Genomic DNA, 25,430 nt, shown 5'->3' on the forward strand with positions numbered 1-25,430 from the left:
TTTAGTCTAAGAGTCTTGCTCTTAGACTTTGTAAATTTTTATCCAAATTTTCTTCACTTTCTTGCCAAATCAATTTAAAATCCGGTTTAAAATTTTCATTTTCTAAATTAAATTCCGTGTTTTTCAAGGTGGATTCTAAAAAAGCAAGATGATTTAAAGCTTGATTTTTATCATTAAAAATTAAAATAAAATCATTTTCTACGATAAAAATTTTTGCTCTAAAGCGTTTTAAAATTTTTGCAATTTGTTTTAAAATGAGTTTGGTATAGCTTTCTTTGGTATCTTTTAGTTCATTAAAATGAAGCAAGGCAATGATATAGTTGTTTTTTCCTTTTGTAAAGCGTGTAAGGCTTTTTTCATTGGGTAGCTTTGTTAAGGTGTCAAAAAAAGCTAACCTATAAGCGTGATTTAAAAGATAAAAACAAAAAACCAAACTTGCAAATTCAAAATATCTTATTCCTGTTCCTTCTTGGAATAAAAACTGAAAATATGCAGCAAAAAATGCGATAAGAAGATAATATTCTTTAGTTTTAAAAGTTTTGATAAAAATGAGTATTAAGCCGACTAAAAAAAATAAAAATCCTAATTCACTCACAGGTTTAAAAAAATTTAATGTAATAAAATGGAATTCTAAACCAGCGCTATTGAAAGTAGTATTTCTAGGTAAAATGATGCTTAAAACGCCTATAAAAATAAGGGTTGTAATTGAAGCGATATTTTTTTTATTTAAAATTAAAACATGATGTTTTCCAAGGCAAAATAGAGTAAAAATCATAGGTAAAAACAAAGCCACAAATAAATTAGCTTGAAAAAAACTTGTATAAAAATAAGGCAGCTTAGCTCCTAGTAATACTAAAGTCAAAAAGAAAATTTTTGAATTTTTAAAGTAAAAGGATAGCACAAGAGCTGAAATTTCAAAAATAAAACTCAATGATATTAAAAAATCTAATAAAAACATTTCAAATCCTTGATTTTAATAAAAGTGATAATTGTATAGAAAAAAGCTTAAAAGCGGGTTTTATTTAAATTTAGCAATTTCATCTTGTATGGTTTGTTCTATATGAAGCAATTCTTCATGAGTTTTTTTGCTATTTTCTAAAAGTTCATCAAATTTAAAGCCAAGCATAACAATACGATATAAATTGGGTTTATATTTTCTCCAATTATATAAAGTGCTAACATCAATGTCTAGTTCATATGCCATATCACGCTTGCTCTTTTTTGTCATTTTTTACCTTAAAAATTTAGCCTTTAAAAAATTTTACATTAAAATTTCTTTATTAAAAACACTTGAAATATTCAATCTTTTATATAAAATATATTTAATATTTCAATATTAATTAAGTTATAGTATGGAATAATTCGAGATATTTTTTAATTTTCAAGGAGAAGTTATGGATTTTAATTCAGTTCTTTCTAATATTGGCGATAAGTTACCAAGAGATGGTTTAGCGGCAATTACGCTAAAAGAAAAATTTGAACGCTTAAGCGAAGAAAGAAAAAAAGATGTGTTAAATCAACTTCCTATGCTTAAACTAAAAAGCCCTGCTTTGGTGTTTTGGGTAGGAACTTTTTTATTTGGCCCTTTTGGAGTAGGGCGTTTTATGATAGGTGATATGGTTTTAGGTTTTGTGCGTTTAGCATTTGTGATTATTCCAATAATTTTTAATATTGTTGCAAGTGAATCTTTGCAGAACATAGCATATATATATTAGTGATAGTCAATTGGACTATTTGGTGGATTGTAGATATGTTTTTAGTAGGTAAAAAACTTCGCAAACAAAATTATGAAAAAATTGCAAATATCATACAGTGATGATTATTTTATTTTAAAACCAATGAAAGAATGGAGATGAAAATGAGTGAAAAATATACACCTTTTGAAGTAGAGCCTACCTTACTTTATGAGAAAGATACCTATCAAATTGTTGCAGGAAAAGCATACACAAATAAAGATGAACAATTTTGCATAGGCTTAAAATCAAATGGTTTTCCAATAAATTCTTATCTTATATTTCCTCCACAGCTTAGCTCGGATTTACTAAAAAGTCTTTTGGGGCAAGATGGTGCTAAAAATGATGAAATCATAGAATTTATTAAAATAATAATGGAGAAATAATGAAAAATATTTTATTAAGTTTGATGTTTGTTTTTTTATTTACAGGATGTTTTAACAATAAGCCAAAATGCGATGATGAAGATGTTAAGCTTACACTAAAAAGTATTTTGGATAATGATGAATGGGTTTATGTTGAATACGGTTTAAATGAACAATCCTTAAGGGCGTTAAGGATAAATTCTAATGGTATGGATATAAGGGATTTAGAGGCTGCATTATCTACAGATACGCTTGGGGTTTTAAGGGCGCATTTTAAACCTTTGCTTGATTTGAAAGATTATGCCAATGAAGTGGTTTATACTTCTTTTGAAAGTTTTATAACCAAAGATAGCAAGGATAAAAAAACTAGTTTTTGTATGGGTCAGTTAAAATTTACTTATCCACAAATGCCTAATGAAATGCGAGAAAAATATTCAAGAGGTGCTTTAAAAGGAGTTTTATTTGATGGAGGGGAATACGAAACTCAAATTTCTTATAGTGCTAGATTTAGTGATGATAAAAAGCAAGTTTTTGTAGAACTTTTAGATTATTAATTTATTTTGACAATGAAATTTTATTTTCATTGTCTATATAAAATTTATACTTAATTAATTTCAAGTCTTTTTTTGATACAATTTCTTAAAAATTTTTATAAGTAAAAAATTTAAGGAAAATCATGGTTGAAGTAAAAAATCTTACTATGCGTTTTGCAAATCAGCTTTTATTTGAAAATGTTAATTTAAAACTTGTTCGAGGACAAAGATACGGACTTATCGGTGCTAATGGTGCGGGAAAATCGACTTTTTTGAAAATTCTTTCAGGAGAAATTGAGTCGAGTAGTGGTGAAATAGTATTTGATGAAGGTTTAAAAATCGCAGTTTTAGGACAGGATCAATTTGCTTTTGAAAACTACACCATCAAAGATGCAGTGATGTGTGCAAATAAGCGTTTATATGAGGCCTTAAAAGAAAAAGAAAAGCTTTATATGAGCGAGGAATTTACAGATGAGATCAATGAGCGTTTAGGTGAGCTTGAGATAATAACGGCTGAAGAAGATCCAAATTATGATTGTGAAACGCGTTGTGAAAAAATTTTAAGTTCTTTAAAGATTAAAGATTTTGATGCTTTGATGAGCACCTTGCAAAGTGCGGATAAATTTAAAGTCTTACTAGCTCAAGTTTTGTTTTTGGGTGCGGATGTGCTTTTTTTAGATGAGCCTACAAATAACCTTGATTTAGAGGCGATTTTTTGGCTTGAAAATGAGCTTTTAAGACATGAAGGAACTTTGGTTGTTATCTCTCATGATAGACATTTTTTAAATAAAATTTGCACAAGGATTTTAGATGTGGATTTTAAACAAATTCGTGATTTTGCGGGAAATTACGATGATTGGTATATGGCTTCAACGCTTTTGGCAAAACAAGCTGAGCTTAAACGTGATAAAACCTTAAAAGAAAGAGAAGAATTAGAAAATTTCATTCGCCGTTTTAGCGCAAATGCTTCTAAGGCAAAACAAGCCACAAGCCGTGCTAAGGCACTTGAAAAACTAGAGCTTGAAGAGATTAAAATTTCAAGCCGTAGAGATCCTAGCATAGTTTTTAGAACCAATCGTGAAATAGGTAATGAAGTTTTAGAATTTAAAGGTATAGGCAAGGCTTATGATAAACAATTGTTTTCAAATTTGGAGCTAAAAATAGAAAAAAATGATAAAATCGCTTTGATCGGGGCAAATGGTGTGGGCAAAAGTACTTTGGCAAAAATCATCGCCAATGCTATAAATCCAGATAGTGGATCTATACATCTTGGGGCAACTATAGAGCTTGGATATTTTCCTCAAGATGCAAGTAATTTAATTTGTGAAAATTTGAAACTTTATGAATGGCTGATGAGTGAAAAATTTAAAGATCTAGATGAAATCCGCAAGTGTTTAGGTAGAATGCTTTTTAGTGGCAGCGATCAAGAAAAAATGGCAGCAAGTTTAAGTGGGGGTGAAAAACATCGTTTAATGCTTTCTCGTTTAATGCTAGAGCGTCCGAATTTCTTGCTTTTAGACGAACCTGATAACCATTTAGATCTTGAAAGTATTATTGCATTAGGTGAAGCTTTGTATAATTTCAAAGGTGTAGTGCTTTGTATCAGCCACGATAGGGAGTTAGTTTCTGCTTTTGCTAATAGAATTTGGCATTTAGAAAATGGTAAGCTTACAGATTTTCGTGGAACTTATCAAGAATTTTTAGGAGAAAATGATGGCTAAATTTAGAATTCAATACAGCGCAGGTTTTGGGCACTATACGCAAAATCACAAGGGTTTTGGGCCTACGATTTATATAGAAGAAGTCGTAGAGTTTGATAATGGCAAGGATTATTTTGATTATATAGATTTTTATAAAACTTATTCAAAGAGCGATGATACTTATTTTCATATCAGTTTTTTAGAAGATAGACCTCTAAGCGATAAAGAAATCACGATTCGCAATGAATACCGCAAAATGCGTGATGAAAACTGTAAAAAAGCCAAGGAAGAATTTATAGCCAATAATGAGCTTGATGTGGAGCATTTGCCTACTCATCATGATTGAAAAACATTAATTTTTACATAAAAAAAGGAATACTTTTTGCTTGTATAGTTTTTGCATATTTTGAAAGGAGAAAACTATGCAGGTAAATTATAGAACGATCAGCTCGTATGAATACGATGCTATTAGTGGTCAGTATAAACAGGTGGATAAACAGGTTGAAGATTATTCTTCATCTGGAAATTCTGATTTTATGGATATATTAAATAAGGCGGATGAGAAGTCAAGCGGAGATGCTTTAAATTCTAGCAATAGTTTTCAAAGCAATGCGCAAAACTCAAATTCAAATTTAAGTAATTATGCTCAAATGTCAAATGTTTACGCTTATCGTTTTAGACAAAATGAAGGCGAGTTGTCTATGAGAGCTCAAAGTGCTAGCGTTCACAATGATCTTGCGCAACAAGGTGCAAATGAACAAAGTAAGAATAATACTTTGTTAAATGATTTATTGAACGCAATTTAATCAAAAGCTCCATTTTGGAGCTTTTGTATTTACTTGCAAGAATTTATAATTTCTCTATTTCAAAAGGTGCAAAATTTTTACAAAAAATTTCAAATTCTTGCTCCTCTTTTTCATTTAATTTGATATGTAATATAGCTTTGCAATCCTTAAAATCTTTTGTGAAATTAAAAGAATAAGTTTTTAAAAAATGTTCAAAACGATTTAAATTTTTTAAATCAATAGCAATGGTTATATTTTTTTTCAATTCGAATGAAAGTAAAGAAGAATTATTGATCACGGCATTTGCCGCATCGCTATAGGCTCTTACAAGTCCCCCTGTACCAAGTTTTATACCACCAAAATATCTTACAGTGATTAAAGCCGCATTGATAAGATCATAGCCCCTTAGAACATTTAAAGTTGGCATTCCAGAAGTTCCTTTAGGCTCTCCATCATCGCTTTTATCTTCTACAATTTGATTAAAATCATTTAAAACACGATAAGCATAGACAAAATGAACAGCTTTTGGATGTTCTTTTTTTAGCGTTTCTATTAAAAATTTAAAATCTTTAAAAGGGCAAAGAAAAGATAAGAAAATAGATTTTTTAATATCGATTTGTGTTTGAAAAATTTGATCAATAGTTTGCATTTTTGCCTTCTTTTATTTAAAATTATACTTATAAAAACTAAAATCAATTTGATGTTAATTTTTAAGATATTTGATATTTGTATGATTTGCATTGATATTTTAAGTTTAATTTTGTAAAATTTTCATTATGGAAAAAATCAAAAATTATAAACTTATCATCATTTTACTTAGTCTTGATTTGTTGGCTTTGCTTTATGGAATTTCAACACTGAGTATTAGTGCTGATGAAGCTGATATTTATTTTGGTGAGCAGGGTAAATCACTTATTTTTTCCCATAGTTTGCTTTATTATATATCTCATTTTGGAACTTTTATTTTTGGGCAAAATGATTTTGGTTTAAGGCTTCCTTTTTTATTTTTTCATTTTTTAAGTTGTTTGCTTTTGTATTTGCTAGCTTTAAAATATACTAAAACTAAAATTGATGCTTTTTTTGCTTTATTGTTATTTGTTTTATTGCCGGGTACTGTTGCAAGTGCTTTACTGGTTAATGCCGCATCTTTGGTGATTTTTTTAACCCTTGCTATATTATGTGCTTACGAATATGAAAAAAAATGGCTTTTTTATATATTATTGATTATAGTATTATTTGTTGATAAATCTTTTAATATTTTATTTTTAACTTTTTTCTTTTTTGGGATTTATAAAAGAAATGCTATTTTATTTACCTTATCTCTTGTTTTGTTTGGAGCGAGTATCAGTTTTTATGGTTTTGATACAGGTGGTCGTCCAAGAGGTTATTTTTTAGATACCTTAGGAATTTTTGCTGCATGTTTTTCTCCTTTGGTTTTTGTGTATTTTTTTTATACTATTTATCGTTTGACTTTTCAAAAATATAAAAATTTATTATGGTTTTTAATGAGCGTAACATTTGTATTTTGTTTGTTGCTTTCTTTAAGACAAAAACTTTTTTTAGATGATTTTTTGCCTTTTTGTGTTATTTGCACTCCTTTGCTTATAAAAACTTTAATGCAAAGTTATAGGGTGAGATTACCAGTTTTTCGATTAAGGTATAAAATCTTTATAGAATGTTCTATAATTTTTTTGATATTTTGTTACTTTTTAATCGTCGCTAATCAATTATTGTATTATTTTATAAACAATCCAAATCGTCATTTTGCCAATAATTATCATTTTGCTAAAGAATTGGCACTAGAATTAAAAAAACAAGATGTTTTAGAACTTGCAACAGCCCCAAGTTTGCAAAAAAGATTGCGATTTTATGGAATAAAAAATAGCAATAAGTTTTATTTAAAAGCTTTAAAACAAGGCGATAAGCATGATATGGACAAAAAAATTGTTAAAGTAAAACTTGGAAAATATGAAAAAGTATATCAGATTTTAAACTATGATTAAAGCTTTCAGTTTGTTGGAATTTGTGTTTATAATTCTCATTTTAGGTATAGTTTTTAATTTAGGCAGTCTTTACTTAAAAAAAGACAATCTACTAGAAGGTGCAATACAAATTCTTAATGATATCCAATATACCCAAAGTTTAGCCATGATGCAAGAAGGCATAAGAGTTGATAAGTTGGCTATCGCAAAAAGAGAGTGGTTTAAAAGTAAATGGCAGATTTATTTTATAAAATCAGCTGCCACAGGTTATGATCAAACATATACTATTTTCTTGGACAAAAATGGCGATGGAAATGCTAATTTAGGTAAAACTGAAATCAATATAGATAGAGAAATTGCTGTTGATGTAATCAATCATAACAAATTAATGAATTCAGGTCAAAGTGGAGTTATTAGTAAAGATGATGAAAAAACTACACAAAGATTTAATCTTACAAAAAGATTCGGAATAGAAAAGGTTGAATTCAAAGGATCTTGTTCAGGATTTACTAGATTAGTATTTGATGAAATGGGCAGAGTGTATTCTCCGTTAAAAAATGCCAATTATGCATATGAAAAAACTTTAGCAAAGAATAATTCAGATTGCATTATACGTTTGTTATCAAAAAAGCATGCTCTTTGTATCGTTATAGATACGCTTAGCGGTTATGCTTATATTCCAGATTTTAAAACACTTAAAAGTCAATTTGTTAGTATAAAAAATAAAAATTACGAGTGCTCTAAAATATAGCCCCCATTATACTTAATATAAATACTTACACAAATATTTATACTATTTAATCCTTTGTTTAATACACTTTTAAGTTTAATTGGTTATACTTTCATTTCCTTTTTTTGAAAAAAGGACTTAAAATCTTTTAAATTATAAAGTTTCACTAGCTTAGTAGATTTTATAAATTAACTCTTTTGGTTTTTGTCTTATAAACTAAAAGCTTTTTTATAAATCTTGTTTTTTAATTTAAAAACTTTTCTTTTAAAAATGATTTTTTGTTTTGTTCTTTTAACTTAGTATTGTTATTCAAATCTTATTAGTCAATCTTTGAAATCTAAATAAGTGATCGATTGAGCCAGAAAAGATTTAGGCATAAGCAATTATGTAAAATCTATTCAATCTAATAATTAAAAAGATTAAAAGCTTTTCTTTTAATCTTTCATAACTTTTTCTTTGAAGAAAAAGATTAAACTATCTATAATTTTTATGGAGAGTTTGATCCTGGCTCAGAGTGAACGCTGGCGGCGTGCCTAATACATGCAAGTCGAACGATGAAGCTTCTAGCTTGCTAGAAGTGGATTAGTGGCGCACGGGTGAGTAAGGTATAGTTAATCTGCCCTACACAAGAGGACAACAGTTGGAAACGACTGCTAATACTCTATACTCCTGCTTAACACAAGTTGAGTAGGGAAAGTTTTTCGGTGTAGGATGAGACTATATAGTATCAGCTAGTTGGTAAGGTAATGGCTTACCAAGGCTATGACGCTTAACTGGTCTGAGAGGATGATCAGTCACACTGGAACTGAGACACGGTCCAGACTCCTACGGGAGGCAGCAGTAGGGAATATTGCGCAATGGGGGAAACCCTGACGCAGCAACGCCGCGTGGAGGATGACACTTTTCGGAGCGTAAACTCCTTTTCTTAGGGAAGAATTCTGACGGTACCTAAGGAATAAGCACCGGCTAACTCCGTGCCAGCAGCCGCGGTAATACGGAGGGTGCAAGCGTTACTCGGAATCACTGGGCGTAAAGGGCGCGTAGGCGGATTATCAAGTCTCTTGTGAAATCTAATGGCTTAACCATTAAACTGCTTGGGAAACTGATAGTCTAGAGTGAGGGAGAGGCAGATGGAATTGGTGGTGTAGGGGTAAAATCCGTAGATATCACCAAGAATACCCATTGCGAAGGCGATCTGCTGGAACTCAACTGACGCTAAGGCGCGAAAGCGTGGGGAGCAAACAGGATTAGATACCCTGGTAGTCCACGCCCTAAACGATGTACACTAGTTGTTGGGGTGCTAGTCATCTCAGTAATGCAGCTAACGCATTAAGTGTACCGCCTGGGGAGTACGGTCGCAAGATTAAAACTCAAAGGAATAGACGGGGACCCGCACAAGCGGTGGAGCATGTGGTTTAATTCGAAGATACGCGAAGAACCTTACCTGGGCTTGATATCCTAAGAACCTTTTAGAGATAAGAGGGTGCTAGCTTGCTAGAACTTAGAGACAGGTGCTGCACGGCTGTCGTCAGCTCGTGTCGTGAGATGTTGGGTTAAGTCCCGCAACGAGCGCAACCCACGTATTTAGTTGCTAACGGTTCGGCCGAGCACTCTAAATAGACTGCCTTCGTAAGGAGGAGGAAGGTGTGGACGACGTCAAGTCATCATGGCCCTTATGCCCAGGGCGACACACGTGCTACAATGGCATATACAATGAGACGCAATACCGCGAGGTGGAGCAAATCTATAAAATATGTCCCAGTTCGGATTGTTCTCTGCAACTCGAGAGCATGAAGCCGGAATCGCTAGTAATCGTAGATCAGCCATGCTACGGTGAATACGTTCCCGGGTCTTGTACTCACCGCCCGTCACACCATGGGAGTTGATTTCACTCGAAGCCGGAATACTAAACTAGTTACCGTCCACAGTGGAATCAGCGACTGGGGTGAAGTCGTAACAAGGTAACCGTAGGAGAACCTGCGGTTGGATCACCTCCTTTCTAGAGTACAAAGTAATAAGTCTCACAACTATTACTTCAATATATAAACTCAATTGATTCTTGTTTAGATTTCAAAGATTGATGATAAAGCTAATTGTTTATGGGGAATTAGCTCAGCTGGGAGAGCGCCTGCTTTGCACGCAGGAGGTCAGCGGTTCGATCCCGCTATTCTCCACCATTTATTAAGGGCCTATAGCTCAGCTGGTTAGAGTGCACCCCTGATAAGGGTGAGGTCACAAGTTCAAGTCTTGTTAGGCCCACCATAAAAAAGATTTGAATAAAGAAGCTTTAAAATCTAAAGCAAGTATATAAAATAGATTAAATATAAAATATAAACTCTATACTTAGATTTATTTTTATCTTTAACTATAAAAGAATATACTTTAATAGATATAAGTAGCATATACATTATGCATTTATATTTATAATGATTATGTTAATATATATACTTCCTTTAGGTTTTAAACCTAAATGTTCTTTTAATTATCATTGTTAAGAGTCACAAGCAAGTTTTAATAAAAACAATTTTACAGGACTTGTTAAAGGATAAAACCTATTTATCTTTTCTTTAGTTTAACTTAACTTTTAGCTGTCTTCTCTTCTATGAATAAAGAGAATATTAGATTTAAGGATTATAAATTAAAGACAAGTTTCAAACTCACAGCTTAGTTGAGACTAAATCATTTAGTTTTATATTAAGTGTTTGAATGCTTTCCGTCTTAAGATAAAGAAGTCTTATCATAAAAACTTTAACAAGGAAGTGATGCGTTTTAGAATCAATAATAAAAGGTAAAAAAGGTAAGCTACTAAGAGCGAATGGTGGATGCCTTGACTGGTAAAGGCGATGAAGGACGTACTAGACTGCGATAAGCTACGGGGAGCTGTCAAGAAGCTTTGATCCGTAGATTTCCGAATGGGGCAACCCAATGTATAGAGATATACATTACCTATATAGGAGCGAACGAGGGGAATTGAAACATCTTAGTACCCTCAGGAAAAGAAATCAATAGAGATTGCGTCAGTAGCGGCGAGCGAAAGCGCAAGAGGGCAAACCCAGTGCTTGCACTGGGGGTTGTAGGACTGCAATGTGCAAGAGGTAAGTTTAGCAGAACATTCTGGAAAGTATAACCATAGAGGGTGATAGTCCCGTATGCGAAAAACAAACCTTAGCTAGCAGTATCCTGAGTAGGGCGGGACACGAGGAATCCTGTCTGAATCCGGGTCGACCACGATCCAACCCTAAATACTAATACCAGATCGATAGTGCACAAGTACCGTGAGGGAAAGGTGAAAAGAACTGAGGTGATCAGAGTGAAATAGAACCTGAAACCATTTGCTTACAATCATTCAGAGCCCTATGTAGCAATACAGGGTGATGGACTGCCTTTTGCATAATGAGCCTGCGAGTTGTGGTGTCTGGCAAGGTTAAGCAAACGCGAAGCCGTAGCGAAAGCGAGTCTGAATAGGGCGCTTAGTCAGATGCTGCAGACCCGAAACGAAGTGATCTATCCATGAGCAAGTTGAAGCTAGTGTAAGAACTAGTGGAGGACTGAACCCATAGGCGTTGAAAAGCCCCGGGATGACTTGTGGATAGGGGTGAAAGGCCAATCAAACTTCGTGATAGCTGGTTCTCTCCGAAATATATTTAGGTATAGCGTTGTGTCGTAATATAAGGGGGTAGAGCACTGAATGGGCTAGGGCATACACCAATGTACCAAACCCTATCAAACTCCGAATACCTTATATGTAATCACAGCAGTCAGGCGGCGAGTGATAAAATCCGTCGTCAAGAGGGAAACAACCCAGACTACCAGCTAAGGTCCCTAAATCTTACTTAAGTGGAAAACGATGTGAAGTTACTTAAACAACCAGGAGGTTGGCTTAGAAGCAGCCATCCTTTAAAGAAAGCGTAATAGCTCACTGGTCTAGTGATTTTGCGCGGAAAATATAACGGGGCTAAAGTAAGTACCGAAGCTGTAGACTTAGTTTACTAAGTGGTAGGAGAGCGTTCTATTTGCGTCGAAGGTATACCGGTAAGGAGTGCTGGAGCGAATAGAAGTGAGCATGCAGGCATGAGTAGCGATAATTAATGTGAGAATCATTAACGCCGTAAACCCAAGGTTTCCTACGCGATGCTCGTCATCGTAGGGTTAGTCGGGTCCTAAGTCGAGTCCGAAAGGGGTAGACGATGGCAAATTGGTTAATATTCCAATACCAACATTAGTGTGCGATGGAAGGACGCTTAGGGCTAAGGGGGCTAGCGGATGGAAGTGCTAGTCTAAGGTCGTAGGAGGTTATACAGGCAAATCCGTATAACAATACTCCGAGAACTGAAAGGCTTTTTGAAGTCTTCGGATGGATAGAAGAACCCCTGATGCCGTCGAGCCAAGAAAAGTTTCTAAGTTTAGCTAATGTTGCCCGTACCGTAAACCGACACAGGTGGGTGGGATGAGTATTCTAAGGCGCGTGGAAGAACTCTCTTTAAGGAACTCTGCAAAATAGCACCGTATCTTCGGTATAAGGTGTGGTTAGCTTTGTATTAGGATTTACTCCGAAAGCAAGGAAACTTACAACAAAGAGTCCCTCCCGACTGTTTACCAAAAACACAGCACTCTGCTAACTCGTAAGAGGATGTATAGGGTGTGACGCCTGCCCGGTGCTCGAAGGTTAATTGATGGGGTTAGCATTAGCGAAGCTCTTGATCGAAGCCCGAGTAAACGGCGGCCGTAACTATAACGGTCCTAAGGTAGCGAAATTCCTTGTCGGTTAAATACCGACCTGCATGAATGGCGTAACGAGATGGGAGCTGTCTCAAAGAGGGATCCAGTGAAATTGTAGTGGAGGTGAAAATTCCTCCTACCCGCGGCAAGACGGAAAGACCCCGTGGACCTTTACTACAGCTTGACACTGCTACTTGGATAAGAATGTGCAGGATAGGTGGGAGGCTTTGAGTATATGACGCCAGTTGTATATGAGCCATTGTTGAGATACCACTCTTTCTTATTTGGGTAGCTAACCAGCTTGAGTTATCCTCAAGTGGGACAATGTCTGGTGGGTAGTTTGACTGGGGCGGTCGCCTCCCAAATAATAACGGAGGCTTACAAAGGTTGGCTCAGAACGGTTGGAAATCGTTCGTAGAGTATAAAGGTATAAGCCAGCTTAACTGCAAGACATACAAGTCAAGCAGAGACGAAAGTCGGTCTTAGTGATCCGGTGGTTCTGTGTGGAAGGGCCATCGCTCAAAGGATAAAAGGTACCCCGGGGATAACAGGCTGATCTCCCCCAAGAGCTCACATCGACGGGGAGGTTTGGCACCTCGATGTCGGCTCATCGCATCCTGGGGCTGGAGCAGGTCCCAAGGGTATGGCTGTTCGCCATTTAAAGCGGTACGCGAGCTGGGTTCAGAACGTCGTGAGACAGTTCGGTCCCTATCTGCCGTGGGCGTAAGAAGATTGAAGAGATTTGACCCTAGTACGAGAGGACCGGGTTGAACAAACCACTGGTGTAGCTGTTGTTCTGCCAAGAGCATCGCAGCGTAGCTAAGTTTGGAAAGGATAAACGCTGAAAGCATCTAAGCGTGAAGCCAACTCTAAGATGAATCTTCTCTAAGCTCTCTAGAAGACTACTAGTTTGATAGGCTGGGTGTGTAATGGATGAAAGTCCTTTAGCTGACCAGTACTAATAGAGCGTTTGGCTTATCTTTAATAAAGCATCACTTCCTTGTTAAGGTTTTTAAGAAGACTTTGAATATAGATAATATTTAGAGTTTAATAGAAATCTTTCAAGTAGAGTTTGTATTAGAACTTGCTCTTAACATTGTTTTTTAAGTATTCTATATAAAAACTTATCAAAGATAAAAGATAAGAAAAGAAGAAAGAGAATAAAGAAAAAAGTAAAGGAATAAAAGATTAAGTTTTATTCTTAAATTCAATCTTTCAAAGAATATTTAAATAACAATGTCCGTGATTATACAGATGTGGAAACGCCTTGCTCCATCCCGAACCAAGAAGCTAAGCACATCGTGGGTGATGATACTACGCCTTACTGGCAGGGGGAAAGTAGCTCATTGCGGACTTGTTAAATGTCTTCATTACTTACTTTATATATAAATCCTATGTTTATTTTTATTGTTGTTTTAGATGATACTTAGAATCGTGTTTAAAAAAGAGTTTGCTGCTGGTTAGGGTTTTTAGAGAGAATAGGGTGTTTTTAGGGGTTTGAAAATACTAGAAGGATAAAATTTAAAATTTTCTATGAAAAGTAAAATAAATTAAATTTTATTCACACATTCTTTAAAGACTTTTCCACGCTCTGCGTAAGAGTTGAACTGATCTAAACTTGCACAAGCGGGACTTAAAAGAGCTACTTCATTGACTCTTAAGTGATTTGAAATTTCATTTACAGCTTTAGATAAAACTTCACATTTATAGGCTTTCAAATTCGCTTTTTTTGCATAATCAAGCATTTTTTCGGTACTAATACCTATAGCATAGAGTTCTATATCAAATCCTTTCATAAAATCAAATAAATTGCTAAGATCTGCACCCTTATCATCTCCCCCTATGATAAGATGGATTTTTTTATCTTTATAGCGACTAAGCGCAGCCATTACTGCACTTTCATTTGTGGCTTTAGTGTCATTTACCCAAAGCCTATTTTGACTGTCTTTAATCTCTTCGAGTTTATTTTTTTCCATTACAAAGCTATTTAAAAGCTCATAGCTTAAAGTATCAAGTAGAATTTTTTCTATAGCTAAAGCCATGATAGCATCGAGTAAAAAAGGACTTTTAAAGGAAATTTTTTCCGTATCAATGCCAAATTTAACAGCTAGATCTTTTTCATCTTCATAGCTTATTTTATGAGCTTTTGTTGGAGTATTTGCATAAATTTTAGGCAGTATTGTTACATCACATTCATTCATTCTTTTTAAAACGCTTAGCTTATCTTGAACATAATTATCAAAACTTCCATGCCAAGAAAGATGATCAGGACTGATGGGTAAAAGTGCATAAATTTCAGGTTTAGCTTTATGAGTGTAGTGTAGGGTAAAAGATGAAGTTTCAAGTATCCAAAGTTTTTCATAAGGATTAAGCTCTGCTAAAGGAGTTCCAACATTTCCACCCATAACAGCACCAATATGTGATAATAAATGTGTAGCCATTTGTGTGGTGGTGGTTTTGCCATTGGTTCCGCTTATCCAAACAGATTTTGGCATGACATCGTAAAAAAAGTCATATTCACTTTGTAAATTTTTTGCTTCTTGAATGAGTTTGTGCTTTGGTGGAAAACCTGGACTAGGAATTTCAATGTCGCTTAAATTATCATCAAAATCATTAGGATTTAAAAGTAAATTTCCTAGTGTATCTTTTTTTGTTTCTGTAAAATGATCATCATAAATATCAAAAGGTCCAAATTTATCTACTAAATTTTCAGCAATAGCACGTGTGGTTTTTCCGTATCCAAAAAGTGAAATTTTCATTATCTTAGCTTTATTGATGCAAGTGCAAGCAAATTTGAAAGTAAGGCTATCATCCAAAAACGCACTATAATTTTATTTTCCACCCAGCCAACTTTTTCAAAATGATGATGAATAGGCGCCATTTTAAATACTCTTTTATTAAAAATTTTAAAACTTCCAACTTGTAAAATTACAGAAACAGTTTCAAGAACAAAAACAAAACCTATGAATAAAAGTAAAATTTCATTTTTGCTAATAACGGCTAAAAATCCTATAAAGCCACCTAAAGCTAAACTTCCACTATCTCCCATAAAAACTTGTGCAGGATAACAGTTGTACCATAAAAATCCCATTAAAGCACCAATTAGCGCCGCACAAATAATCACTACTTCACCAAGTCCTTGAATTTTTGGCAAAAGTAGATATTCACTATAATTTAAATTTCCACTCAAATATAAGAATATCCCTAAAGTAGATAAAGAAAAAATGCTTGGAACTGTAGCTAAGCCATCAAGTCCATCGGTTAAATTTACAGCATTAGAGCTAGAAATTAAAACCAAAATCCAAAAAGCAATGGCAAAAATTTCCATATCAAAAAGAGGGTGTTTATAAAAAGGTATAAAAAGTTCCGTGCTAAGCTCTGAACTAAAATATAAAGGTAAGATGCAGATAAGTCCAGCGATGATTTGTGCTAAAAGCTTCATTCTTGGACTAAGTCCTGAATGATTATCTTTTTTTAGAACTTTGCCTAAATCATCTATGAGTCCTATCAAACAAAAAAGTATCAAACAAAGTAAAGCACTTATAGCAAAAATATTATCAAATTTGATACAAAATAAACTTGCGATTACTGCAGAACTGATGAAAATAAGCCCACCCATGGTTGGAGTATGGCATTTGGTTTTATGAGTTTCTGGGGCGTATTCGTAAATAGGTTGACTAGCATTTTTAGCTTTTGCCCAAGTAATAAATTTAGGCATTAAAAATAAAGACAAACATAAAGCGATAAAAAATGCAAATCCTGCACGCACACTAATATAAGTAAAAAAAGCATAATGACTTAAATCTGAAAGATAATACAAAACCTAGCCTTCTTTTTGGTTTTTAAAAGTTTAATTTTAGTAAAATCTAACCAAAAAAATTCTTATAAAAGAGAGAAAAATGAAGCAAAAATGCGTTTTAATTATTACAGATGGAATAGGGTATAATAAGAATAGTAAGTTTAATGCTTTTGAAGCAGCTAAAAAACCAAGTTATGAAAAGCTTTTTAAGGAAGTCCCAAATTCTTTACTAAAAACGAGTGGTTTAGCTGTAGGTTTGCCAGAAGGGCAGATGGGAAATAGTGAAGTAGGGCATATGTGTATAGGAAGTGGGCGTATTATTTATCAAAATTTAGTGCGTATTAATAAAGCCATTGAAAACAAAGAACTTGAAAAAAATGAGAATTTACAAAAACTTTTAGCAAAATGTAAAAGAGTGCATATTATAGGGCTTTATAGTGATGGCGGGGTGCATTCTATGGATACGCATTTTAAAGCCATGCTTGAAATTTGTGCGAAAAATGGCAATGAAGTTTTTGCTCACGCAATCACTGATGGGCGTGATGTAAGTCCAAAAAGTGGCTTAAATTTCATAAAAGATTTAAAAGAATTTTGTGAAAACTTAGGCGTGCATTTTGCTACGCTTTGTGGGCGTTTTTATGCTATGGATAGAGATAAGCGTTGGGATAGGGTAAAAGAGTATTATGAGTGCTTGTTAGGTAAGGCTTATAAAGTGCCAAATTTATTAGAATACCTACAAAAATCTTACGATGAAAATGTTACTGATGAGTTTATCAAAGCAGCTCAAAATGAGAATTACAAGGGCATGAGAGAAGAAGATGGCATTATCTTTATCAACTTTAGAAATGATAGAATGAAACAACTTGTTGAAGTGTTAAATTCTAAGGATTTTAAAGAGTTTGAACGCGAAAAAATCTTTGAAAATTTACTTACTATGAGTGTTTATGATGATAAATTTAAACTCCCTGTGCTTTTTGAAAAAGAAAAAATTGAAAATACTTTAGCGCAAGTGATTTCTAAAGCAGGGCTTAGTCAGCTTCATACCGCAGAAACCGAAAAATACGCCCATGTAACTTTCTTTTTTAATGGCGGAAAAGAAGAGCTTTTAGAAAATGAAACAAGGGTTTTAATCCCAAGCCCCAAGGTAAAAACTTATGATGAAAAACCCCAAATGAGTGCTTTTGAAGTGTGTGATGCAGTGAAAAAAGGCATAGAAAAGGGTGAGGATTTTATAGTGGTAAATTTTGCAAATGGAGATATGGTTGGACATACAGGTGATTTTAATGCTGCTATAAAGGCTGTCGAAGCGGTGGATACTTGTTTGGGCGAGATTATAGAATGTGCAAAAAAGCATGATTATGCTTTTATCATTACAAGTGATCATGGAAATTGCGAGGCTATGCAAGATGAAAAAGGAAATTTGCTTACCAATCACACCACTTTTGATGTTTTTGTTTTTGTGCAAGCAAAGGGAGTTTCAAAGATTAAAGATAATATGGGGCTTAGCAATATCGCTGCAAGCGTGCTTAAAATTTTAGACTTAGAAATTCCAAAAGAAATGAATGAGGCTTTATTTTAGTTTGTTTGCCTTTTTTATAAGAAATTTGTTAAGATTGCAATTTTTAAAATTAAACTTATTAAGGATAGATAATGAAATTTAGTGGAAAAAATGTTTTAATTACTGGAGCAAGTAAGGGAATAGGTGCTTCTATCGCAAAAACTTTGGCGGGTTTTGGACTTAAAGTTTGGATCAATTATCGTTCAAAACCTGAACTTGCAGATGCTTTAAAAGATGAAATTATTGCAAGTGGTGGCGTTGCTGCTGTGATTAAATTTGATGCAAGCAAAGAAGATGAGTTTGAAAACGGTGTAAAAACTATAGTTGAGAGTGATGGAGAATTAAGTTATCTTGTAAATAATGCAGGCGTTACAAATGATAAACTTGCTTTAAGAATGAAATTAGAGGACTTTAGTAGCGTTGTAGATACAAATTTAAGCTCAGCTTTTTTAGGTTGTAGAGAAGCTTTAAAAACCATGAGTAAAAAACGTTTTGGTGCTGTTGTAAATATCGCTTCTATTGTCGGAGAAATGGGCAATGCTGGACAAGTAAATTATTCTGCTAGTAAAGGTGGAATGATAGCTATGACTAAATCTTTTGCTAAAGAAGGAGCAAGTAGAAATTTACGCTTTAACTGTGTGACTCCAGGTTTCATAAAAAGCGATATGACTGAAGTTTTAAGTGATGAAATCAAACAAACCTATCAAGACAATATCCCTTTAAAACGCTTTGCAGAACCTGAAGAAGTGGCTAATTGTGTAGCGTTTTTACTTAGTGATTATGCCTCTTATGTGACAGGCGATGTGCTTAAGATCAATGGTGGTTTATATATGTAAGGAAAAATGATGGATTTAAAAGAAATAGCACAATTTTTAGATGATAATGCACCAGCATTTTTAGCCACTTTAGGAACTTGTGGAAATCCTAGAGTGCGTCCTATACAAAGTCCATTGCTTGTGGGAGATAAAATTTATTTTTGCACAGCAAATACAAAAGGACTTTTTAAGCATATAAAAAATTATAATGGTATTGAATTTTGTTCTTGTGCAAAAGATGGGACTTTTTTAAGACTTAGAGCTAATGCGGTTTTTGAACCAAATTTAGAAGTTAAAAAAATGATGTTTAAAAAATATCCTTATCTTGTAAATCTTTATGAAACTCCGCAAAATCCAAAATTTGAAGTTTTTTATCTTGATCATTTAAGTGCTAGAATGCAATTTATGAATGGAGAATTTAAGCTTTTTAAGGCTTAATGATTTGATAATTTTATTAACTATATATTAATTAAGATAAATATTATCTTAATTAATATTAACTTTTTGTTATTTTTTTAAGGTATAATCATTCCGTTTAATTTGCAAGGAATAGATTATGATATATTGCAAAAATTTTTTAATATTTATTTTATTATATTCATCTATCTTCTTTGATTATTTATCTTATGCTTTTTTATATTTACTAAATTATAAATTTGTTTTTAATCCATTTTATATTGAAAGGAGAGTTTGTTTTTGGATTTTTGGCATGCGGTTATGTAAGATTGACTTACATTAAAAATTATTATTAATTTTTTTAAATAAGGAGAATGATATGGGTGAATTTTCTAGAAGAGATTTTATAAAAACAGCCTGTATTAGTGTAGGAGCTTTAGTTGCAAGTTCAAGTGGAGTTTATGCTTTAGATGATTCATCTAAGATGGATAAAGATGCAAATTTACCTTCTTGCGATGTTTTGGTAATTGGATCAGGTGGAGCAGGTTTGCGTGCTGCAGCCGCAGTGAGAAAAGAAAATCCAAAATTAAGCGTTGTAGTAGCTACAAAGATGATGCCATCGCGTAACGCAACTTGTATGGCAGAGGGTGGAATTAATGGAGTTACTGATTTTTCTAATGGAGATTCCTATAAATTACATGCTTATGATACTATTAAAGGCGGAGCTTATTTGGTAGATCAAGACGCGGCTTTAAAATTTTGCGAATTAGCTGGAAAGGCTATTTTTAATATGGATTTTATAGGAACCTTGTTTTCAAGAAATGAGCAAGGTGGAGTAGCTCAGCGTTTAATGGGAGGAGCTTCTAAGAAACGCTGTAACTATTCTGCAGATAAAACAGGTCATATTTTAATGCATTCTTGTTTAGATGATGCTATTAGTAGTGGTGTGAAATTTTTAATGGATCATGAACTTTTGGATATAGGTGTTGTGGATGGAAAATGCGAGGGTGTCGTTTTAAGAGATATACAAAGCGGTGGAATTTATCCTGTGTTATGCAAAGCTTTGGTGATTGCTACAGGGGGATACACAAGGATATTTTATAATAGAACTTCAACTCCTTTTATTGCCACAGGAGATGGTGTGGCAGCTGCTCTTAGAGCAGGACTTGGTTTTGAAGATCCTGAGATGATACAATTTCACCCAACAGGAGTTGCAAATGGTGGAACTCTTATTACAGAAGCGGCGCGCGGTGAAGGGGGATATCTTTTAAATAATCGTGGTGAGCGTTTTATGAAAAATTACCATGAAAAAATGGAGCTTGCACCGCGAGATGTGGTTGCGCGTGCTATAGAAACAGAAATTCGTGAAGGTAGAGGTTATGGCGAGGGACTTGGAGCTTATGTTTTGTGCGATGTACGCCACTTAGGAAAAGAAAAAATTTTAAAAGATTTACCAAAAATTCGTCACACTGCAATGCTTTTTGAAAATATTGATTTAGTAGATACTCCTGTACCTATTCGTCCAACGGCGCATTATTCTATGGGTGGAATTGAAGTGGCTAAATTTGAAGATATGAGTACTAAAATTGCTGGAATTTATGTAGGTGGAGAAGCTTCTTGCATTTCTATACATGGAGCTAATAGACTAGGGGGAAATTCTTTAGCCGATGCAGTTGTAACAGGGCATTTAGCAGGTATTGGTGCGACAAATTATGCTAAAGATGCAAGTTTTGGAAAAGGGGCAAAAACTCATGAACTTGCTCAAAAATGGCAGGTTAGATTTAAAGAAATTACAAATAATGGCGGAAATGGTCAAGAAATGTATGAATTGCGAGAAGAGCTAGGAAGTCAAAATTGGGATAATATGGGGATTTTTAGAACTCAAGAAAAACTCGATCTTCTAGCAAAAAATTTAGAAGATATACAAGCAAGATATGAAAAAATTCGTATTCCAAATCCTAATGAAGTGATGAATACTGCTTTTACAGATTATGTAGAGCTTGGCAATTTGATTTTACTTTCTCGCTGTGCTTGTTTAGCAGCTAGAAATAGACTTGAAAGTCGTGGGGCTCATACTAGAGAAGATTATCCAAAGCGAGATGATAAAAATTTCTTAAAACATAGCATTGTAAATTTAGAAAATGATGAATTAAAACTTAGTTATAAAGATGTCGTGGTAACTGAGTTTTCACTTGATGGAAGGAGAGTACAATGAAAATCATCATAGATCGTTTTAATGGCAAGGAAAAATATGAACAAAGTTATGATATTGATGATAAGGATATACAAGGAAAAACTCTGCTCTCTCTTTTGCTTTTTATTAAAAAAACAAAAGATATTACTTTAAATTTTACCGCCTCTTGTCAATCTGCGATTTGTGGGGCTTGTGCAGTTCGTGTGAATGGGCATTCTTATCTTGCTTGTGATACTAAAATGCAAGATTTGTTAAAAGAATATGATAATCCTTTAAGTATACGCATTTCTCCGCTTGGAAATTTTAGAGTAATTTCTGATTTAATTGTGGATTGGGAGCCTTCTATAGAAAATTTAAGAAAAATTCGTCCTGCCATGGTAGCAAAAAATGAATTTTCAGCGGAAAAGGGCTGTAAACAAAGTCAAGAAGAATTTGATCGTATTAGCAAGCAATGGGATTGTATTTTATGTGGTAGCTGTGCTTCAGAGTGTAATAAATTAGAAGCAGATAGTAGCGATTATATGCAACCTTTTGTTTTTACTCATGCTTGGCGTGCAGCGGCAGACTCTCGAGGTAAGGATCCTATGTTGCATGTAAAACCCAGCGTAATGAATGGACTTTGGCTTTGTGTTCATTGTCAAGAGTGTGCTGATCGTTGTCCAAAGGGTATAAGTTCAGTAAGCGATATAGCAAATTTAAGAGTGATGGCGATTAAAAAAGGTTTAAATGAAGGCTTAGGGCCTGATCATGCTGAAGCTTTTTATAAAGATTTAGTTGAAGGTTCAGGACGCTTGAATGAAATTTATCTTGCTTTGCGTTCTGAGGGTGTTATAGGTTCTATGGGTAAAACAGATATAGCTTTTAAACTTATGCGCGCAGGAAAAATGAATCCTATGCATGTTTTTGGCGAGAATGAAATAGAAGGGCATAAAGATTTGGTTAAAATGATAAAGGCAGCACAAGAAGCTGCTGTTAAGGAGTAAAATATGCAAAAAGAATACGCTTTTTTTCCAGGTTGTGTTTTATCTCAAGCTGCAAAAGAATCTAAAATTTCACTTGAAGCTATTGCACCTATTTTGGGTTGGAAGTTGAATGAAATTAAGGGATGGAGTTGTTGTGGGGCTTCTCAAGCGCAGTGTGTTGATCCTATTGCGACTTTGGTAGCTAATGCAAGAAATATTGCTTTAGCGGAAGAGATGAAAATGCCAATACTTACAACTTGTAGTACTTGTATGCTAACTTTAACTAAAGCAAAAAATACTCTTGATAAGGGTGCAAAAGAACGCATCAATACTTTTTTAGCACAAGGTGGAATGAAATATCAAGGTTCAACGCCTATTACAAGTCTTTTGTGGGAGCTTTATGAGGATTTGGATAATTTAAAAAGTAAGGTGAAAAAGCCGCTTTCAAATTTAAAAGTAGCTTTATTTTATGGTTGCCATAGTTTAAGACCTGAAGATGCTTTCGGTAAAAAAGAAAGTTCAACCAATCCAAAAAGTTTTGAAAGTGTAGTAGAAGTTTTAGGGGCTAAAATAGTTCCTTTTGAAAAACGCCTTGATTGTTGTGGTTTTCATGCTTCTTATCCTGCAGAAAAATCTGTGAAAAAAATGTCTAGTCAAATTGTCAATAATGCAAGTGAAAATCAAGCTGATTGTGTTGTAACACCTTGTCCACTTTGTCAAATGCAGCTTGATATCTATCAAGAAAGATTTCAAGATTATACTAATTCTAAAGCAAGATTGCCTATTATTCATTTATCACAATTAGTAGGACTTGCATTAGGACTTTCTAAAGAAACGGTTGGTTTAGATTATAATATTATTGATGCAAGTAAAATTGCATAAAAACATGGGCAAAAAGCCCATGTTTAAAGATTTAATTCCATTCTTAAAGAATGCTCCCAAAAAGCCACTTCCAAGCGTGTTGCAGTATGAAAAATTTCGCTGAGTTTTTGGAATTTTTGTGCACTAACACTTGAAGTATAAGAATTAACAAAATCTTCAAATTCTTTAGCTTCATTTTGAAAATTTTCACTTCCATAGGTCAAAATCCATTCCTTGTAAGGATGATCTTTTAAATTTTCATTTTTTAAACGATTTATAATTTCAGCACCTATTTTTGCATAGCCTATAGCGCAAGCACTAAGAGCAACTAACATATCTAAAAAATCTCCATTTTCACCTACGCTTAACATATAACGCGAATAGGCTATATTGACTAAACTTTCATCTTTTATATCGAGTTCATCTGCATTAATGCCAAGAGATAAAATTGCACGATGAAGCTCCATTTCTCCTTCAACTATATAATTTTGAAATTTCATAGCAAAACGAAGTTCTTTTGCGGTATTTGAGTTAAGTGCTAACCTTGCGTAGCATTTTGCGTAATTAAGCAAATAAATATAATCTTGCTTGAGATAAAAAAGAAAATTTTCTTGCTTTAGGCTTTTATCTTCTAATTTTTTAACAAAATCATGATGTAGATAAGCATCCCAAATTTTTTGATTTTCTTTGATTAAATTAGAGAAAAGCATCATTTTTCCTTTATGTTTTAATATTTTATTTTCAAGTATAATGAAAAACTATAAATATTTTAAGCTTTTTATAGTAAAATACGCTTTATTTTAATTTTTTGAAGGAGAACAAATGGCAACATTTGATGATGTAAAAGCAGTAGTAGTAGAGCAATTAAGTATTGATGCAGATGCAGTTAAAATGGAATCAAAAATTATTGAAGATTTAGGTGCTGATTCTTTAGATGTTGTAGAGCTTATTATGGCTTTAGAAGAAAAATTTGAAGTAGAAATTCCAGATAGTGATGCTGAAAAATTAATTAAAATTGAAGATGTTGTAAATTATATTGACAATTTAAAAAAATAATTTTTTTTCTTGCAAGGAGCTTATTCTTGAAAAGAGTTGTAGTTACAGGTATTGGTATGATCAATGCCCTTGGTTTAGATAAAGAAAGTTCATTTAAAGCAATTTGCAATGGAGAAAGCGGAGTAAATAAAATTACTCTTTTTGATGCTACGGACTTTCCTGTTCAAATTGCAGCTGAAGTTAAAAATTTTGATCCATTAGAGGTTGTTGATGGCAAAGAAGTAAAAAAAATTGACCGTTTCATACAACTTGGAATTAAAGCAGCAAGAGAAGCAATGCAGGATGCTGGATTTAGTGAAGAATTAGACAAAGAAGAATTTGGCATTGTTTCGGCTTCTGGTATTGGAGGTTTGCCTAACATAGAAAAAAATTCCATTATTTGTTCCGAGCGAGGTCCGCGTAAAATTTCCCCTTTTTTCATACCTTCGGCACTTGTAAATATGTTAGGAGGTTTGATTTCTATAGAGCATGGACTTAAAGGGCCAAATATTTCTTGTGTTACAGCTTGTGCAGCAGGAACTCATGCTATAGGAGAAGCTTATAAAAGTATAGCTTTGGGAAATGCTAAAAAGATGTTAGTCGTAGGTGCAGAAGCTGCGATTTGTCCTGTGGGTATAGGTGGTTTTGCTTCAATGAAAGCTTTATCAACTAGAAATGAAGATCCACAGCATGCTTCAAGACCATTTGACAAAGAAAGAGATGGTTTTGTCATGGGAGAAGGTGCTGGAGCTTTAGTTTTTGAGGAATATGAAGAGGCTAAAAAACGCGGTGCTACGATTTATGCTGAATTAATTGGATTTGGAGAAAGTGCAGATGCGCATCATATTACTTCACCAACTTTAGATGGGCCTTTAAGAGCTATGAAAAAAGCTTTAAATATGGCAGGGAATCCAAAGGTAGATTATATCAATGCACATGGAACTTCAACCCCTGTAAATGACAAAAATGAAACAGCAGCAATTAAAGAGCTTTTTGGCAATAATATCCCGCTTATAAGTTCCACCAAAGGACAAACAGGTCATTGCTTGGGTGCTGCAGGTGCAATTGAAGCAGTTGTTAGTGTTATGGCTTTAAGAGATGGGGTAGTTCCACCTACAATCAATCAGCTTGTAAAAGATGATGAATGTGATCTTGATTATATTCCAAATATATCAAGAAAAGTAGATTTAAAAGTGGTGATGAGTAATTCTTTTGGTTTTGGTGGCACAAATGGCTGTGTTGTATTTAAAAAAGTAGATTAAT

At 33.7% G+C, this 25,430-nt stretch carries 22 protein-coding genes, 2 tRNA genes, 3 rRNA genes and 1 pseudogene; 22 read left to right on the plus strand and 6 right to left on the minus strand.

Going from position 1 to position 25,430, the window contains the following annotated elements; translation table 11 throughout:
* Nucleotide 1: 1 nt before the first annotated feature.
* Nucleotides 2–958 (minus strand): membrane protein, encoded by a 957-nt coding sequence (locus OT390_RS02235; RefSeq protein WP_002859494.1) that lies wholly within the window; start codon nucleotides 956–958, stop codon nucleotides 2–4.
* 60 nt (nucleotides 959–1,018) lie between these two features.
* A complete protein-coding gene (locus OT390_RS02240; RefSeq protein WP_002778401.1) occupies nucleotides 1,019–1,228 on the minus strand; it encodes a transcriptional regulator in 210 nt (69 codons plus the stop codon).
* Nucleotides 1,229–1,394: 166 nt separating this feature from the next.
* Here OT390_RS02240 and OT390_RS02245 point away from each other — a divergent pair.
* From OT390_RS02245 to OT390_RS02270, 6 genes and pseudogenes are all read left to right on the plus strand, one after another.
* Nucleotides 1,395–1,816, plus strand: a pseudogene (locus tag OT390_RS02245) (hypothetical protein).
* 42 nt (nucleotides 1,817–1,858) lie between these two features.
* On the plus strand, nucleotides 1,859–2,119 hold the full coding sequence (locus tag OT390_RS02250) for a hypothetical protein (RefSeq protein ID WP_002867938.1): 261 nt from the start codon (nucleotides 1,859–1,861) through the stop codon (nucleotides 2,117–2,119).
* Nucleotides 2,119–2,652 (plus strand): hypothetical protein, encoded by a 534-nt coding sequence (locus tag OT390_RS02255; RefSeq protein WP_002877268.1) that lies wholly within the window; start codon nucleotides 2,119–2,121, stop codon nucleotides 2,650–2,652. Before OT390_RS02250 ends, OT390_RS02255 begins: the two co-directional genes overlap by 1 nt.
* A gap of 122 nt (nucleotides 2,653–2,774) precedes the next feature.
* Nucleotides 2,775–4,352, plus strand: coding sequence for an ABC-F family ATP-binding cassette domain-containing protein (locus OT390_RS02260; protein WP_002796878.1), 1,578 nt, complete (start codon nucleotides 2,775–2,777; stop codon nucleotides 4,350–4,352).
* A complete protein-coding gene (locus OT390_RS02265) occupies nucleotides 4,342–4,677 on the plus strand; it encodes a hypothetical protein (protein WP_002859498.1) in 336 nt (111 codons plus the stop codon). The genes OT390_RS02260 and OT390_RS02265 overlap by 11 nt, the downstream gene beginning before the upstream one ends.
* A gap of 76 nt (nucleotides 4,678–4,753) precedes the next feature.
* Entirely contained in the window at nucleotides 4,754–5,137 is a 384-nt protein-coding gene (locus OT390_RS02270) for a hypothetical protein (RefSeq protein WP_002860258.1), read from the plus strand.
* Between the two features lie 43 nt (nucleotides 5,138–5,180).
* On the opposite strand, the gene OT390_RS02275 is transcribed toward OT390_RS02270, so the two are convergent.
* Nucleotides 5,181–5,765, minus strand: coding sequence for a YigZ family protein (locus OT390_RS02275; protein WP_002881678.1), 585 nt, complete (start codon nucleotides 5,763–5,765; stop codon nucleotides 5,181–5,183).
* A 127-nt stretch (nucleotides 5,766–5,892) separates the two neighbouring features.
* On the opposite strand from OT390_RS02275, the gene OT390_RS02280 reads away from it, so the two are divergent.
* The 7 genes from OT390_RS02280 (at nucleotide 5,893) to rrf (ending at nucleotide 13,902) form a co-directional block, all read left to right on the plus strand.
* Complete coding sequence (locus OT390_RS02280) at nucleotides 5,893–7,119, plus strand: membrane protein (protein ID WP_032582674.1); 1,227 nt, start codon at nucleotides 5,893–5,895, stop codon at nucleotides 7,117–7,119.
* On the plus strand, nucleotides 7,112–7,849 hold the full coding sequence (locus tag OT390_RS02285) for a hypothetical protein (RefSeq protein WP_032586615.1): 738 nt from the start codon (nucleotides 7,112–7,114) through the stop codon (nucleotides 7,847–7,849). Before OT390_RS02280 ends, OT390_RS02285 begins: the two co-directional genes overlap by 8 nt.
* Nucleotides 7,850–8,314: 465 nt before the next feature.
* Nucleotides 8,315–9,827 (plus strand): 16S ribosomal RNA (locus tag OT390_RS02290).
* A gap of 102 nt (nucleotides 9,828–9,929) precedes the next feature.
* A tRNA-Ala gene (locus OT390_RS02295) sits at nucleotides 9,930–10,005 on the plus strand.
* 8 nt (nucleotides 10,006–10,013) lie between these two features.
* Nucleotides 10,014–10,090 (plus strand) — tRNA-Ile (locus OT390_RS02300).
* A gap of 533 nt (nucleotides 10,091–10,623) precedes the next feature.
* Nucleotides 10,624–13,530 (plus strand): 23S ribosomal RNA (locus OT390_RS02305).
* Nucleotides 13,531–13,785: 255 nt separating this feature from the next.
* Nucleotides 13,786–13,902: ribosomal RNA gene (rrf, locus tag OT390_RS02310) — 5S ribosomal RNA — on the plus strand.
* The 16S, 23S and 5S rRNA genes sit together here with 2 tRNA genes alongside, the layout of an rRNA operon.
* Before the next feature lie 195 nt (nucleotides 13,903–14,097).
* Here the strand turns inward: rrf and murD are convergent.
* Nucleotides 14,098–15,306, minus strand: coding sequence for a UDP-N-acetylmuramoyl-L-alanine--D-glutamate ligase (gene murD, locus OT390_RS02315; RefSeq protein ID WP_032587584.1), 1,209 nt, complete (start codon nucleotides 15,304–15,306; stop codon nucleotides 14,098–14,100).
* The gene (gene mraY / locus OT390_RS02320; RefSeq protein ID WP_002901652.1) at nucleotides 15,306–16,367 is read right to left on the minus strand and encodes a phospho-N-acetylmuramoyl-pentapeptide-transferase; all 1,062 of its coding nucleotides are present in this window, start codon (nucleotides 16,365–16,367) and stop codon (nucleotides 15,306–15,308) included. Before mraY ends, murD begins: the two co-directional genes overlap by 1 nt.
* 79 nt (nucleotides 16,368–16,446) lie before the next feature.
* Here mraY and gpmI point away from each other — a divergent pair, with 79 nt between their 5' ends.
* From gpmI to sdhE, 7 genes are all read left to right on the plus strand, one after another.
* Nucleotides 16,447–17,925 (plus strand): 2,3-bisphosphoglycerate-independent phosphoglycerate mutase, encoded by a 1,479-nt coding sequence (gene gpmI, locus OT390_RS02325; protein WP_032587580.1) that lies wholly within the window; start codon nucleotides 16,447–16,449, stop codon nucleotides 17,923–17,925.
* Nucleotides 17,909–18,007, plus strand: a complete 99-nt coding sequence (locus OT390_RS02330; protein WP_002869268.1) for a hypothetical protein — start codon at nucleotides 17,909–17,911, stop codon at nucleotides 18,005–18,007. The genes gpmI and OT390_RS02330 overlap by 17 nt, the downstream gene beginning before the upstream one ends.
* Complete coding sequence (gene fabG, locus OT390_RS02335; protein WP_002859879.1) at nucleotides 17,997–18,740, plus strand: 3-oxoacyl-ACP reductase FabG; 744 nt, start codon at nucleotides 17,997–17,999, stop codon at nucleotides 18,738–18,740. Before OT390_RS02330 ends, fabG begins: the two co-directional genes overlap by 11 nt.
* A 6-nt stretch (nucleotides 18,741–18,746) precedes the next feature.
* Nucleotides 18,747–19,157 carry a pyridoxamine 5'-phosphate oxidase family protein gene (locus OT390_RS02340; RefSeq protein ID WP_072223319.1) on the plus strand — a complete coding sequence of 137 codons (411 nt, stop codon included), beginning with the start codon at nucleotides 18,747–18,749 and terminating at the stop codon, nucleotides 19,155–19,157.
* Nucleotides 19,158–19,494: 337 nt separating this feature from the next.
* On the plus strand, nucleotides 19,495–21,330 hold the full coding sequence (sdhA, locus tag OT390_RS02345) for an 8-methylmenaquinol:fumarate reductase flavoprotein subunit (RefSeq protein ID WP_032587575.1): 1,836 nt from the start codon (nucleotides 19,495–19,497) through the stop codon (nucleotides 21,328–21,330).
* A complete protein-coding gene (sdhB, locus tag OT390_RS02350) occupies nucleotides 21,327–22,292 on the plus strand; it encodes an 8-methylmenaquinol:fumarate reductase iron-sulfur subunit (protein WP_002859008.1) in 966 nt (321 codons plus the stop codon). Before sdhA ends, sdhB begins: the two co-directional genes overlap by 4 nt.
* 3 nt (nucleotides 22,293–22,295) lie before the next feature.
* Complete coding sequence (gene sdhE / locus OT390_RS02355) at nucleotides 22,296–23,153, plus strand: 8-methylmenaquinol:fumarate reductase membrane anchor subunit (protein WP_002859883.1); 858 nt, start codon at nucleotides 22,296–22,298, stop codon at nucleotides 23,151–23,153.
* Nucleotides 23,154–23,176: 23 nt separating this feature from the next.
* Here the strand turns inward: sdhE and tenA are convergent, their stop codons facing one another.
* The gene (gene tenA, locus OT390_RS02360; protein ID WP_002859884.1) at nucleotides 23,177–23,845 is read right to left on the minus strand and encodes a thiaminase II; all 669 of its coding nucleotides are present in this window, start codon (nucleotides 23,843–23,845) and stop codon (nucleotides 23,177–23,179) included.
* A 109-nt stretch (nucleotides 23,846–23,954) separates the two neighbouring features.
* Between tenA and acpP the strand changes: the two genes are divergently transcribed.
* Both acpP and OT390_RS02370 read left to right on the plus strand, forming a co-directional pair.
* Nucleotides 23,955–24,188 (plus strand): acyl carrier protein, encoded by a 234-nt coding sequence (gene acpP / locus OT390_RS02365; protein ID WP_002854831.1) that lies wholly within the window; start codon nucleotides 23,955–23,957, stop codon nucleotides 24,186–24,188.
* Between the two features lie 26 nt (nucleotides 24,189–24,214).
* A complete protein-coding gene (locus OT390_RS02370; RefSeq protein ID WP_002873547.1) occupies nucleotides 24,215–25,429 on the plus strand; it encodes a beta-ketoacyl-ACP synthase II in 1,215 nt (404 codons plus the stop codon).
* Nucleotide 25,430: the final 1 nt, after the last annotated feature.

The sequence above is a fragment of the Campylobacter sp. CFSAN122748 genome, from assembly GCF_045277125.1.
Lineage (GTDB): Bacteria > Campylobacterota > Campylobacteria > Campylobacterales > Campylobacteraceae > Campylobacter_D > Campylobacter_D jejuni.

What these genes read in the sequence shown, in the direction of transcription:
- OT390_RS02235 (WP_002859494.1), bottom strand. Translation starts at nt 958, where the DNA reads ATGTTTTTATTAGATTTTTTAATATCATTGAGTTTTATTTTTGAAATT.
- OT390_RS02240 (WP_002778401.1), bottom strand. Translation starts at nt 1,228, where the DNA reads ATGACAAAAAAGAGCAAGCGTGATATGGCATATGAACTAGACATTGAT.
- OT390_RS02250 (WP_002867938.1), top strand. Translation starts at nt 1,859, where the DNA reads ATGAGTGAAAAATATACACCTTTTGAAGTAGAGCCTACCTTACTTTAT.
- OT390_RS02255 (WP_002877268.1), top strand. Translation starts at nt 2,119, where the DNA reads ATGAAAAATATTTTATTAAGTTTGATGTTTGTTTTTTTATTTACAGGA.
- OT390_RS02260 (WP_002796878.1), top strand. Translation starts at nt 2,775, where the DNA reads ATGGTTGAAGTAAAAAATCTTACTATGCGTTTTGCAAATCAGCTTTTA.
- OT390_RS02265 (WP_002859498.1), top strand. Translation starts at nt 4,342, where the DNA reads ATGATGGCTAAATTTAGAATTCAATACAGCGCAGGTTTTGGGCACTAT.
- OT390_RS02270 (WP_002860258.1), top strand. Translation starts at nt 4,754, where the DNA reads ATGCAGGTAAATTATAGAACGATCAGCTCGTATGAATACGATGCTATT.
- OT390_RS02275 (WP_002881678.1), bottom strand. Translation starts at nt 5,765, where the DNA reads ATGCAAACTATTGATCAAATTTTTCAAACACAAATCGATATTAAAAAA.
- OT390_RS02280 (WP_032582674.1), top strand. Translation starts at nt 5,893, where the DNA reads ATGGAAAAAATCAAAAATTATAAACTTATCATCATTTTACTTAGTCTT.
- OT390_RS02285 (WP_032586615.1), top strand. Translation starts at nt 7,112, where the DNA reads ATGATTAAAGCTTTCAGTTTGTTGGAATTTGTGTTTATAATTCTCATT.
- murD (WP_032587584.1), bottom strand. Translation starts at nt 15,306, where the DNA reads ATGAAAATTTCACTTTTTGGATACGGAAAAACCACACGTGCTATTGCT.
- gpmI (WP_032587580.1), top strand. Translation starts at nt 16,447, where the DNA reads ATGAAGCAAAAATGCGTTTTAATTATTACAGATGGAATAGGGTATAAT.
- OT390_RS02330 (WP_002869268.1), top strand. Translation starts at nt 17,909, where the DNA reads ATGAGGCTTTATTTTAGTTTGTTTGCCTTTTTTATAAGAAATTTGTTA.
- fabG (WP_002859879.1), top strand. Translation starts at nt 17,997, where the DNA reads ATGAAATTTAGTGGAAAAAATGTTTTAATTACTGGAGCAAGTAAGGGA.
- OT390_RS02340 (WP_072223319.1), top strand. Translation starts at nt 18,747, where the DNA reads ATGATGGATTTAAAAGAAATAGCACAATTTTTAGATGATAATGCACCA.
- sdhA (WP_032587575.1), top strand. Translation starts at nt 19,495, where the DNA reads ATGGGTGAATTTTCTAGAAGAGATTTTATAAAAACAGCCTGTATTAGT.
- sdhB (WP_002859008.1), top strand. Translation starts at nt 21,327, where the DNA reads ATGAAAATCATCATAGATCGTTTTAATGGCAAGGAAAAATATGAACAA.
- sdhE (WP_002859883.1), top strand. Translation starts at nt 22,296, where the DNA reads ATGCAAAAAGAATACGCTTTTTTTCCAGGTTGTGTTTTATCTCAAGCT.
- tenA (WP_002859884.1), bottom strand. Translation starts at nt 23,845, where the DNA reads ATGATGCTTTTCTCTAATTTAATCAAAGAAAATCAAAAAATTTGGGAT.
- acpP (WP_002854831.1), top strand. Translation starts at nt 23,955, where the DNA reads ATGGCAACATTTGATGATGTAAAAGCAGTAGTAGTAGAGCAATTAAGT.